The sequence below is a fragment of the Kitasatospora acidiphila genome (genome assembly GCF_006636205.1).
In the GTDB taxonomy this organism is placed as follows: domain Bacteria; phylum Actinomycetota; class Actinomycetes; order Streptomycetales; family Streptomycetaceae; genus Kitasatospora; species Kitasatospora acidiphila.
The window spans coordinates 189795-201534 of sequence record NZ_VIGB01000003.1; the positions used below are offsets into that span (position 1 = coordinate 189795).

General features: G+C 72.9%; 12 protein-coding genes. 9 read left to right on the plus strand and 3 right to left on the minus strand.

All coding sequences use genetic code 11. From position 1 onward, the window contains the following. The first annotated feature begins 100 nt into the window (after positions 1-100). The 4 genes from E6W39_RS02125 (at position 101) to E6W39_RS02140 (ending at position 3314) form a co-directional block, all read left to right on the plus strand. Positions 101-598 carry a universal stress protein gene (locus E6W39_RS02125; RefSeq protein ID WP_141631985.1) on the plus strand — a complete coding sequence of 166 codons (498 nt, stop codon included), beginning with the start codon at positions 101-103 and terminating at the stop codon, positions 596-598. Between the two features lie 127 nt (positions 599-725). After that, positions 726-875 carry a hypothetical protein gene (locus tag E6W39_RS43935; RefSeq protein WP_407658348.1) on the plus strand — a complete coding sequence of 50 codons (150 nt, stop codon included), beginning with the start codon at positions 726-728 and terminating at the stop codon, positions 873-875. A 203-nt stretch (positions 876-1078) separates the two neighbouring features. Further along, the gene (locus tag E6W39_RS02135) at positions 1079-1912 is read left to right on the plus strand and encodes a PIG-L family deacetylase (protein ID WP_141631986.1); all 834 of its coding nucleotides are present in this window, start codon (positions 1079-1081) and stop codon (positions 1910-1912) included. A 199-nt stretch (positions 1913-2111) separates the two neighbouring features. Continuing rightward, the gene (locus E6W39_RS02140; protein ID WP_141631987.1) at positions 2112-3314 is read left to right on the plus strand and encodes an MFS transporter; all 1203 of its coding nucleotides are present in this window, start codon (positions 2112-2114) and stop codon (positions 3312-3314) included. An 81-nt stretch (positions 3315-3395) separates the two neighbouring features. Here the strand turns inward: E6W39_RS02140 and E6W39_RS02145 are convergent, their stop codons facing one another. From E6W39_RS02145 to E6W39_RS38995, 3 genes are read right to left on the minus strand one after another with little or no spacing between them, the layout of a single operon-like run. Beyond that, a complete protein-coding gene (locus tag E6W39_RS02145) occupies positions 3396-4007 on the minus strand; it encodes a cysteine dioxygenase family protein (protein WP_141631988.1) in 612 nt (203 codons plus the stop codon). 3 nt (positions 4008-4010) lie between these two features. Beyond that, positions 4011-5339, minus strand: coding sequence for a cysteate synthase (locus E6W39_RS02150; protein ID WP_181799048.1), 1329 nt, complete (start codon positions 5337-5339; stop codon positions 4011-4013). A 32-nt stretch (positions 5340-5371) separates the two neighbouring features. Next, positions 5372-5578, minus strand: a complete 207-nt coding sequence (locus tag E6W39_RS38995) for an MbtH family protein (RefSeq protein WP_101384543.1) — start codon at positions 5576-5578, stop codon at positions 5372-5374. A gap of 438 nt (positions 5579-6016) precedes the next feature. On the opposite strand from E6W39_RS38995, the gene E6W39_RS02155 reads away from it, so the two are divergent. The 5 genes from E6W39_RS02155 to dpgD all read left to right on the plus strand — a co-directional run bounded on the left by E6W39_RS02155 (position 6017) and on the right by dpgD (position 11449). Beyond that, on the plus strand, positions 6017-7246 hold the full coding sequence (locus tag E6W39_RS02155) for an aminotransferase-like domain-containing protein (protein WP_323808975.1): 1230 nt from the start codon (positions 6017-6019) through the stop codon (positions 7244-7246). 103 nt (positions 7247-7349) lie between these two features. After that, the gene (gene dpgA / locus E6W39_RS02160; RefSeq protein ID WP_228717916.1) at positions 7350-8429 is read left to right on the plus strand and encodes a 3,5-dihydroxyphenylacetyl-CoA synthase DpgA; all 1080 of its coding nucleotides are present in this window, start codon (positions 7350-7352) and stop codon (positions 8427-8429) included. Between the two features lie 98 nt (positions 8430-8527). Then, positions 8528-9178, plus strand: coding sequence for an enoyl-CoA-hydratase DpgB (dpgB, locus tag E6W39_RS02165; protein ID WP_141631992.1), 651 nt, complete (start codon positions 8528-8530; stop codon positions 9176-9178). Then, positions 9175-10506 carry a (3,5-dihydroxyphenyl)acetyl-CoA 1,2-dioxygenase DpgC gene (dpgC, locus tag E6W39_RS02170; RefSeq protein WP_407658349.1) on the plus strand — a complete coding sequence of 444 codons (1332 nt, stop codon included), beginning with the start codon at positions 9175-9177 and terminating at the stop codon, positions 10504-10506. Before dpgB ends, dpgC begins: the two co-directional genes overlap by 4 nt. Positions 10507-10648: 142 nt before the next feature. After that, complete coding sequence (dpgD, locus tag E6W39_RS02175; RefSeq protein ID WP_141631993.1) at positions 10649-11449, plus strand: enoyl-CoA-hydratase DpgD; 801 nt, start codon at positions 10649-10651, stop codon at positions 11447-11449. Positions 11450-11740 lie beyond the last annotated feature (291 nt).

The window sequence follows — 11740 nt, forward strand, 5'->3', positions numbered from 1 at the left end:
GGGGAACTTGACCTACGATCTTAAGGCGCTATGATCGTCTCACCTGAAAAACAAAGGACCGCAGCGAGCGGATCCACGACTGAGGGAAGTGCAGCACACCATGGCCGAGTCCACCCGGGTCATCGTCGGCGTGAGCGGTTCGCGGCGCAGCGCGGCGGTCCTGCAGCGCGCCGCCGCGGAGGCGGCCCGACGCGGTGTCGAGCTCGTCCCGGTGATTGCCTGGACCCCGGTCGGCGGCGAGCCGGCCTACCGCACCCAGCCCTGCCCGTCGCTGGCCGCCGCCTGGGAGAAGGCCGCCCGCGCCCGCCTCGACCAGGTCTTCGCCGAGGTCTTCGGCGGCTACCCGGCCGACCGGCTGATCACCCCGGTGGTGATCCGCGGCGAGGCCGGCCCCGCGCTGCTCCAGGTCGCCGACCGGCCCGACGACCTCCTGGTGATCGGCTCCGGCCGCCGCGGCCGGCTCCAGCGCCTGCTGCACGGCGAGGTCGCCCGCCACTGCCTGGCCCGCGCCCGCTGCGCCGTGACCGTCGTGCCCGCCGAGGCCCGGCTGCCCGTCGCGCGTCGCGGCGGCTGGCTGGACCTGGTGAAGGCGGCCTGAGGCAGCTGCCGAACCGCCGACCCTGATCCAGCCCAGTCGAGTCCGGCCAGCCGGAGGGCGTGCTCGAACGCGAGGACCACGAGCACGCCCTCTCGTTCAACTCACGGTCCTGGGAGCGCACCCCGCCGTGCTGGTGGAGAACCAGGGACGGGTCGACTACGGCCCCCGGCTGCCCGACCGCAAGACCAAGGGCCCGGCCTGGATCAACGGCTTCGCGCTCGGCCGCTACTGGTCGCGCCGCCCGCAGCAGAACTGGACGTGCCCGCACCGGTCCTGAGGCCGGGTCACAACGAGGTCACGGTCCTGGAACTCCACTCCCCCGCTGCCCCGACCGTCCGGCTCCTCGACACCCCCGCACTCGGCTCCGACGAGGAGTGACCGGCTCCGACCCTGGCCCAGGTCATCCCGATAATGCGGGCGCCCACCTGCCCGCGTACCGCAGACTCGGAGCCAGCACTTTTCACACGGGAGGATGGTTCCATGGTCGATCGGCCCTTGACCCTGATGGCGGTGCACGCGCACCCCGACGACGAGGCCACCGGAACGGGGGGTGTCCTCGCGCGGTACGCGGCGGAAGGCATCCGCACGGTCCTCGTCACCTGTACTGACGGCGCTTGCGGGGACGGGCCGGGGGGTCTCAAGCCGGGCGAGCCCGGGCACGATCCGGCCACCGTCGCCGCGATGCGCCGCCGGGAACTCGAGGCGAGCTGCGAGGTCCTGAAGGTCAGTCATCTCGAGCTGCTGGAGTACGGCGACTCCGGGATGATGGGCTGGCCCGCCAACGACGCCCCGGGGTCCTTCTGGCGGACGCCCGTTGAGGAGGGCGCCGCCCGCCTCGCCGAACTCCTGCGGCACTACCGGCCCGATGTGGTCGTGACCTATGACGAGAACGGGTTCTACGGCCACCCCGACCACATCCAGGCGAACCGCATCACGATGGCGGCGCTGGCGATGACCGGGATGGCGCCGAAGGTGTACTGGACGACGGCGCCGCGCTCGATGATGCAGCGGTTCGGGGAGGTCATGCGCGAGTTCGGCGCGGACTGGGAGGAGCCGGACCCGGCGGAGGCCGCCGCGATGCCCGAGATCGGACTCCCCGACGAGGAGATCACCACCTGGGTGGACACCACCGAGTTCGGCGGCCAGAAGTTCGATGCGCTCGCGGCGCACGCCAGTCAGGGCGAGAACATCTTCTTCCTCAAGATGGGCAAGGAGCGGTTCACCGAGCTGATGGGCGTGGAGACCTTCGTGCGGGTCCACGACACCACCGGCGCGGCCGTGCCCGAGAACGACCTCTTCGCCGGCCTGCGCTGATCCCGGCGCGGCACGGGCCGTTGGTGCCCCCGGACCTGGCGGGGTGCCAGGTCCGGGGGCACGGCCGACCGATGGGCCGCGCCTCCTGCCCCGGACCCTCCCCCGGCGCCCTCCACCTGGTGGGCGGGTCACGGCCATCCGGCGGATCCGGCCCTGCCGGGCCGGGGGCCGCCGGGGCCGGACCCTCTACCGTGGACGGATGACGGATCGCCCGACGGGTGGGCCTGCCGCGGGCCCCACGGCCTACCTCGGGGCCGCTGCCGCCTTCGCCGTCTGCATGGCGGGCACCACCCTGCCCACCCCGCTCTACGGCCTGTACCAGCAGCAGATCGGCTTCTCCGAGCTGATGGTGACGGTCGTGTTCGCCGTCTACGCCTTCGGCGTGATCGGTGTCCTGCTGCTCGTCGGCAATGCCTCCGACTCCGTCGGACGCCGGCCCGTCCTGCTCTGCGGGCTGGCACTCGCGGCCGGCAGCGCCGTCGCCTTCCTCGCCGAGCAGGGCCTGCCGCTGCTCTGGGTGGGTCGGCTGCTGTCCGGCTTCTCGGCCGGCCTGTTCACCGGCACCGCCACCGCGTACGTCCTGGAGCTCGCCCCGCCCGGACAGCGGGCCCGCGCCGGCTTCGTCGCGACCGCCGCCAACATGGGCGGCCTGGGCTGCGGACCGCTGCTGTCCGGCCTGCTCGCCGAGTACGCGCCCGGCCCGCTGGTCCTGCCGTTCGTCGTGCATCTGGTACTGCTCGCCGCGTCGTTCACCGTGCTGTGGTTCCTGCCGGAGACGGTCCCCGGGGCCCGCCCGCTGCGCACCGCCCGCCCGCAGTGGCCCGCTCTGCCGCCGGAGGTGCGCGGGGTGTTCGTTCCGGCGGGGGTCGCCGCCTTCGCCGGGTTCTCACTGCTGGGTGTCTTCACTTCGGTCAGCCCGGCGTTCCTCGCCCAGAGCCTGGATGTCCACAACCACGCGGTCGTCGGTCTCATCGTCTTCGCGGCCTTCTTCGCCTCCACCCTCGGCCAGCTCCTGGTGCCCCGGCTCGGCACCGCGCGGGCCGTCCCGCTGGGCTGCCTGGTCCTGATCGCCGGCCTGGCCCTGCTCGCCGCCTCGCTCACCTGGACCACCCTGCCACCGCTGGTGCTCAGCGCGCTCGTGGGCGGCGCGGGCCAGGGCATGGGCCTGCGCGGTGCCGTGGGCGAGGTCGCCGCCGCCGCTCGCGCCGAGCACCGCGGCGGCGCCCTCTCGGCGCTCTTCGTGGTCGCCTACTTCGGCATCTCGATCCCGGTCATCGGCGTCGGCCTGCTCAGCCAGCCACTCGGTCTTGCCCACGCCGGCCTGGTGTTCACCGCCTGCATGGCCGTACTCGCCGCCGCCTCCGGCGGCTACCTGCTGCGCCGCGCCCACGCCCACGCCTGAGCCCGCAAGGGCCGCGACCCTACGAGGCCTGCGCCCACGCCTGAGCCCGGACGGCCCGCCGGTCACGGCGGAGTAGCGGGCTCAGGCCCTCCCCTCCTCGCCTGCACCCGGGTGGATCGGCAGGTCGTAGACGCGCCGGATGCTGCTGCCGCGCACGCTCACGTCGGCGCCGTAGACGTGCAGCGACACGGCCTTGCCGCTGGTGGCGTTGCGCACCAGGTGGATGTCACCGGGCGGGGTCAGGTGGGCGACGGCCCCGGTCGGGAAGACCGTGGTGGCGACCGGCTCCAGCACGGTGCGGCCGTCCTGCTCGGCGAGTCGGAAGGCGGTCTCCTCCTCGGCGCCCAGGTAGGTGCCGACCACGCACCACGCGGTGTGGTCGTGGATCCGGGTGGCCTGGCCGGGCAGCCAGACCAGGGCCACCATCGAGAACGAGCCGTCCGGCTCGACGTGCAGCAGGTGCTGGCGGTACGCGTGCGGGTCGGGCTCCAGCTGCGCGGGGGTGAGCAGGTCCGGGTGGTGGAGGAAGGACGCGAGGACGGCGGCGACCCGCGCGGCCACCGGGCCGTCGGAGGCCTCGGTGCGGGTGGGGCGCAGTTCGGTGCGGATGGCTGCGGTCAGCTCGGTGAGCCGGGGCGTGCCGGTGGATGCGGCGTGCGCGGTTCGCGCGGTGAGTGCGGTGGCTGTCTTCATGGCTCAGACGGCCGCCGGGTGCAGCTCGCGGGCGGCGGCGAGGCGGGCGGCGAGTTCGGCGATCTCGCCGGGCCGGTGGGCGGTTTCGCGCGCGACCAGCATGGTGGGCTGGTGGCCGGTCAGCTCGTGCTCCAGCGCCAAGCGGGCCCGGCCGCCACCGGTGATGTTGAGCAGCACGCGGGCGTCGGCGGCCACCTCGCCGTCGCGCACGGCGTCGCGCAGGGCGGCGAGGGCGATGCCGGCGGCCGGTTCGATGTCGATGCCCTCCAGTTCGCGGAAGGCGTCCATGGCGGCTCGGGCGGCTGCGGCGTCGGCGATCCGGACGTGGCCCGCGCTCTCGGTGAGCACCTCGTGCAGGCCGCCGTTGAGGTCGTAGGGCGGGCGCCGGTTGGTCAGCTCGGGGGCGAACGCCCGCTCGGCGGCAGCTCGTTGGTCTTGCTCGTCACCAGTCAGCCAGGGGCGCTCGCCGGTCTGCCAGGCCTGGTGGACCGGGGCGTAGCAGGCGTTCTGGGCGAGCAGCAGGCGGGGCAGCGGGTCGGTGTCGTGGCCGGGGCGACATCGCAGCCGCACCGCGGCCTCGTGCACGGCGAGCGCGCCGGCACCGCTGCCGATGGCCTGGACGTAGTGGTCGGGCGCGGTGCCCATCGCCTCGACGGCGGCGAGCATGACGGTGGCGAGCCCGTCGCGCCGGCCGACGTTGCGGGTGCCGCCCTCGGGCGTGAAGCCGGGCTGCTGGGCCAGTGCATCGCCGAGCGCGATGGCGTCGGCGTAGTCGGCGTCCTCGACCGCGACCACCTGAACGAGTTCGCCGCCCGGGGTGCGGGTGCGCAGCCGCGGCAGGGCGCTGGCCGGGACCACGATCACCACCGGGACCCGGTGGCTGGCGCAGAGTTCGGCGAAGGCGGTGGCGGTGTTGCCCGCCGAGGTGACCACCAGGGTGCCCGCGTCCTCGGGGATGCGGCCGAGGACGGTCGCGGCCTCCAGTTCCTTGAAGCTTCCGGTGGTCAACTCGCCGCCGCGTTCCGGCCAGTAGCCGTTGAAGGCGATCCACAGCTCGGTCAGGCCGAGCGAGGCGGCCAGCCGCCGGCTGCGGTAGACGGCGGTGCCGCCGCTGTCGGGCAGTGTGCGGCGCACCGGCAGCCAGGAGTGGTAGCGGTAGACACCCTGGAACGCGGGGTCCGGTGTGAACGCGGTGGCCTGGTACTCGGTGCGCAGCAGGCCCGGCGCGTGCGGCTCGGGGCAGCCGAGCGCCAGCCCGTCGTCGGGTCGGCTCTGGCCGCAGACGGTGCAGCGCAGGCGGTAGTGGGAGGGGCGGCGCTCGGCGTGGTGCATCAGTGGCGTCCCGGGGGTCAGGAGAGGGAGGGTCAGGCCATCGCGCGGGCGAGGCTCGCCGGGCGCATGTCGGTCCAGGTGGCCGTCACGTGGTCCAGGCACTCCTGGCGGCCCGCCGGGCCGTGGGTGATGGTCCAGCCCTGGGGCACCTCGGCGAAGGCGGGCCACAGCGAGTGCTGCCCCTCGTCGTTCACCAGCACCAGGAACGTGCCTTCGGCATCGTCGAACGGGTTCGTCATCGATCTGGTCCTCTCTCAACTTGCTTTTGATGCAGGGGGTTTCGGTTAATCGGGCGGCGGACTGCGGCCCGGGGCGCACTGGTGGCTGCCGCCGCCCGGCCCTGCCTGATCCGGCGTCACAGCGGTGGCGGGCGGCGGCGGGGCACGGCGCACCCGATCGGCCCCGCCTGGGACCGGCGCGCCGGTCCGCGGGGCTGCACTCGCCGGACTGAGAGTGACTCGCGGGCCGAAACACAAGATCGCCAAGAGGCGAACCGAAGATGAACTCGCCGTACATCCCGGTGGGAATTCCTCGTATTCCCGGTTTGACCGGACGTCAGTTGTCGTGCGGGGATGGGGTGTGGTTATCTGCTTCCGGCACGACCAAGAGAGCGCGAGATCATGAAACTTGAGCTGACAGGTCTTCACGAGGCGTTGACCGCACCGGTCAGTGAATCGATGAACTTCCTCAACGAGATTGCCCACAGATTTCCCGACGCCATTTCGCTGGCGGCCGGCCGGCCGTTCGAGGGATTCTTCGACCCGGCCGATGTGCCGCGGTATTTCGAGATCTACCGCCGCCACCTGACGGACCGTCTGGACGGCGACGAGGCCGCGGTGCGCCGCACCCTGCTGCAGTACGGGCGGACCAAGGGCATCATCCACGAGCTGATCGCCGAGCACCTGCGGGTGGACGAGGGCATCACCGCGGACCCGGACGCCCTGGTGGTCACCGTCGGCTGCCAGGAGGCGCTGTGGCTGACGCTGCGCGCGCTGCGCCGCGACGAGCGCGACGTGCTGCTCGCCGTGACGCCGAGCTACGTCGGCGTGCACGGCGCGGCCATGATGGTGGACATGCCGGTGCTGCCGGTGCGCGAGGCGGCCGACGGGATCGACCCGGACGACCTGGTGGCCGTGGTGCGCCGGGCCAGGGCCGCCGGCCGCAACCCGCGGGCCTGCTACGTCATCCCCGACTTCGCCAACCCCAGCGGGGTCCGACTGGACCGCGCGAAGCGTGAGCGGCTGCTCGACATCGCCGCCGCCGAGGACCTGCTGCTGCTGGAGGACAACCCCTACGGGCTGTTCGGCGACCCGGCGGGCCCGCCCACCCTGAAGGCCCTGGACCGCCACGGCCAGGTCGTCTACCTGGGCTCCTTCGCCAAGACCGGCCTGCCGGGGGCCCGGGTCGGCTACGTGCTGGCGGACCAGCAGGTGACCGGCGCGCCGGCCGGCCAGCCGCTGCTCGCCGACCAGTTGGCCAAACTCAAGAGCATGCTGACGGTGAACACCTCGCCGATCGCGCAGGCCGTGATCGGCGGCAAGCTGCTGGCGCACGGCCACAGCCTGCGGGCCGCCAACGCCCGGGAGACCGAGACCTACCGGGGCAACCTGGCCCAGGTGCTGGCCGGGCTGGAGAGGCGGTTCGCCGACCTGCCGTCGGTGCGCTGGAACGTGCCGGAGGGCGGGTTCTTCCTGCTGCTCACCGTGCCGTTCCCCGCCGGTGACGACCTGTTGGCGCACTGCGCCGCCGTGCACCGGGTGCTCTGGACGCCGATCCACCACTTCTACGCCGACGCGACGCAGCGCAACGTGCTGCGGCTCTCCTTCAGCCATCTGCTCCCGGCAGAGATCGAGGACGGACTCGATCGCCTTGCGGAGTTCATCCGCGCGCAATCTGCCGGAAATTGAAGAAACGTTACCGGCCCGCCTCGAGAAGAAAGGCCAACCGATCCATGCACGCCTGCACCCCGCCGCTGCGGAGCAAGCCCAGAAGTTGGGGATGGACCTACCGATGACAACGGCCACCGCCCCGCTCGCCCGGGTGATGGGAGTCGGCACCGCCGTTCCCGAAAACTCCTATTCCCAGCAGGAACTGCTGGACATCTTCGAAATACGGGACCCGCGGGTCCGGTCCGTCTTTCTCAACAGCGCCATCGAGCGCCGTTTCCTCACCCTGCCGCCGCAGGGACCGGACGGCACCCGGGTGATGGAGGTCCAGGGCGAACTCCTCGCCAAGCACAAGGCGCAGGCCGTCGACATGGGCGTGCGCGCCGTCCAGGAGTGCCTGAAGGCGACCGGCGCCGACCTGTCCGACATCGGCTACCTCTGCTGCGTCACCACCACCGGCTTCCTCACCCCGGGCCTGAGCGCCCTGATCATCCGCGAGTTGGGCATCGACCCGCACACCAGCCGGCTCGACGTGGTCGGCATGGGGTGCAATGCTGGCCTCAACGCCCTCAACGCGGTGACCGGTTGGGCACATGCGCACCCGGGCCGGCTGGCCGTGATGGTGTGCGCGGAGGCGTGCTCCGCCGCCTACGTCTTCGACGGCACCATGCGTACCTCGGTCGTCAACAGCCTCTTCGGGGACGGCTCCGCCGCGCTCGCGGTGCTGGCCGGGGAGCCGGAGCTCCCGCTGCCGCAGGCGAGCGGCCCGAGCCTGCTGAAGTTCGCCAGCTACATCATCACCGACGCGATCGACGCGATGCGGTACGACTGGGACGGCGACCAGGAGCGGTTCAGCTTCTTCCTCGACCCGCAGGTGCCTTACGTGGTCGGCGCGCACGCCGAGCGGGTGGTCGACCTTCTGCTGGCCGGCACCGGGCTGCGGCGCAGCGACATCCGCCACTGGCTGGTGCACTCCGGCGGCAAGAAGGTGATCGACGCGGTCGGCGTCAACCTCTGCCTGACCCGGCACGACGTCCGCCACACCACCAGCGTGCTGCGCGACTACGGCAACCTGTCCAGCGGCTCGTTCCTCTTCTCCTACCAGCGGTTGCTGGCCGAGCAGGTGGCCGAACCCGGCGACCACGGCGTGCTGATGACGATGGGTCCGGGATCAACCATCGAGACCGCCCTGGTCCGCTGGTGACCGCGGCCGACCGCCGCCGAGCGTCGACCCGAGCCGTCCACCGCATGCCACACCAAGCCGTCCGCCCGTACCAGGCCAGCGAGTAAGGCGACACCACCGTGAACCACTCCCTCGAACTTCTGCTCGACCTCGACGGCAGCCAGCCGCTGTCGCCCGACACCGTCGCGGCCCTCAACGCCCTGTGCGACCGCGCCGAGGACGCCGCTGCCCACGGCCCGGTCGTGCTGACCGTCACCGGCGCCCCTGCCACCGCCCCCGCCGGACCGCTCCCGCTGGTGAACAAGTGGGAGCGGGCACTGCGCCGGCTGGAGCGCCTCGACCTGACCACCGTGGCCCTGGCCGGCGGCGACTGCGGCGGGGTGGCGCTGGAGGCCCTGCTCGCCACCGACCTGCGGATCGCCCGGCCCGGCACCCGGCTGCTCCCCGCGGCCGGCCCTGCGGGCGTCTGGCCCGGCATGGCCCTGTACCGGCTGGCCAACCAGATCGGCGTCGCCGCGATCCGCCGCACCGTGCTGCTCGGCACCCCGGTCACGGCCGAGCGAGCCGTGGCGCTGGGCCTGCTGGACGAGCTCGCCGCGGATCCGGCCGCCGCGCTGGCCGGCCTCGCCGACACGCTGGCGGCCCTGGAGAGCGACGGCCCCGCGATCCGCCGTCAGCTGCTGCTGGACGCGACCACCACCAGCTTCGAGGAGGCACTCGGCCGCCACCTGGCCGCCTGCGACCGGACCCTGCGCGAGGTGGCCCCGTGACCGCTCCGGTGCAGGACGCGCCGGCCACGGTCGGCCCGGACCTCGCCGCCGCCCGCCGGGTGGTGACCGACACCGCCGAGCGGGCCGCGGACCTGCTCGCCGCCCTGCCCGAGCCGGCCCACCGCAACCCCGACCAGCGCGAGCGCGCCACCGAGGCGAAGAACCTCGCCCGTTCGGTGCGCAGCCGCTTCATGAGCCTGCACGGCGAGGCCGTCTACCGGGAGCTGACCGCCGATCACAGCCTCGACCTGCGGCTGCCCGAGCTGGTCGCCGGCGCCGCCGTCGACTACCCCGGGCTGGTCCCGTCCGCCGAACAGCTGGTCGTCGAGCAGGCCCGGTCGCAGGCCGACAAGGAGGGCCTGGAGATCGACCAGGGCATCTTCCTGCGCGAGGTGCTGCGCTCCCCCACTGCGGGCCGCCACCTGATCGACGCGATGGCCCTGCCCACCGAGCGGGCGCTCGGCCTGCTGCCGGAGTTCCGCCGCACCGGCCGGCTGGACCTCGGCTCGGTGCGCCTGGAGCGCCGCGGCAGCGCCGCCCACCTGACCATGGTCCGCACCGACTGCCTCAACGCCGAGGACAACCGGCACGTCGAGGACATGGAGACCGCCGTCGACCTCGCGCTGCTCGACCCGGCCGTGTCGGTGGGCCTGCTGCGCGGCGGCGAGATGACCCACCCGCGCTACCAGGGCCGACGGGTCTTCAGCGCGGGCATCAACCTGAAGAGCCTGCACGCCGGGAAGATCTCACTGATCGACTTCCTGCTGCGGCGCGAGCTCGGCTACATCAACAAGCTGCTGCGCGGCCTGCGGGTCGACCACGCCGGGGCCTGGCACACCCCGGTGATCGAGAAGCCCTGGGTGGCGGCGGTCGACACCTTCGCGATCGGCGGCGGCGCCCAGCTGCTGATGGTCTTCGACCGGGTGCTGGCCGCCACCGACTCCTACGTCAGCCTGCCCGCCGCCCAGGAGGGCATCGTGCCCGGCGCGGGCAACCTGCGGCTCGGCCGGCTGGCCGGTGGGCGGATCTCGCGTCAGGTGGTGCTCTGGGGCCGCCGGATCCACGCCACCGAGCCGGACGCCGGGTACCTGATCGACGAAGTCGTCGAGCCCGACCGGATGGACGGCGCGGTGGCGGACTCGCTGGAGCACCTCGACAGCCCGGCCGTGGTGACCAACCGCCGGATGGTCAACCTGGCCGAGGAGCCGCCGCAGCTGTTCCAGCAGTACATGGCCGAGTTCGCGATGCAGCAGTCGCTGCGGCTGTACAGCGAGGACGTCATCGGCAAGGTCGGCCGGTTCACGGCCGCCGCCCGCTCGCACGCCTGACCGGTGGGTGCGCACGTGGCCGACCATGGGCGCGCCCGCCGCCTGGCCGTGTGCTCAGCCGCACCCTCAGCCTCACCCCGACTTCAGCGCCACCGCGCCCCGATCACGCCCGATCACGCCCGAGCCGAACGGAACTTCGACCATGGAGCTCACCAGGATCCGCTACGAGAAGCGGGACCGGGTCGCCCACGTGACCCTCGACCGGCCCGAGCGCCGCAACGCCATGGACCTGCGCATGCACGAGGAACTCGCGTACGTGTGGGACGACTTCGAGGCCGACGACGACGTGTGGCTGGCCGTCCTCACCGGTGCCGGCGACCGCGCCTTCTCGGCCGGCCAGGACCTCAGGGAGCTGGCCGCCCGGATCGAGGACGGCACCGCGGCTCCCTCGACCTTCGGCAGCCGCGGCAAGCCCGGCTGGCCCCGGCTCACCGAGCGCTTCCAGCTCGCCAAGCCGGTGATCGCCCGGGTCAACGGCCACGCGTTCGGCGGCGGCTTCGAACTCGCCCTCGCCTGCGATGTGATCGTGGCCGCCGACACCGCCACCTTCGCGCTGCCCGAGGCCAAGCTCGGACTGATCGCCGGCGCCGGCGGAGTCTTCCGGCTGACCCGGCAGGCGCCCTACCGGGTCGCGCTCGGCCACCTGATCAGCGGCCGCCCGCTGACCGCCGCCCGGGCCTACGAGCTGGGCCTGGTCAACGAGGTCGTCCCGGCGGCCGAGTTGGACGCCTGCGTGGCCGCCTGGGTCGCGGACATCCTGCGCTGCGCCCCGCTCTCGGTCCGCTCCGTCAAGCAGGCCGCGGCCGCCGCGGCGACCATGCCCCTGGAGCAGGCGTTCGCCACCCGGTTCCCCTGGGAGGAGCGCCGGATGCACAGTGCGGATGCGCTGGAAGGGCCACGCGCCTTCGTCGAGAAGCGCGAGCCCCGCTGGCAGGGGCACTGAGGTCGGATCGGTGTCGCGGCGTCAGATCGGCGGCGCGGCGTTGGATCGCTGTCGCGTCGCAACCCGCTGACCTCCGGATTTGCGAACCCGCACCGGAGCGGCGAAGACGTGAGTTGTTCCATGCTTTACCCGGAGTCCACCTGCTCGGCCCTCGAAGTGACATTGCCTCAGGCAGCGTGACGCCCGAGCATGATCCGCATCGCCGGCGGATCCTCCACCCCCGTCAAACGTCCTCGGACCCTGCGCGTCCGAGCGCGATCCCCCTTGCGTCGTCGCCTCCATGCGCGGCCG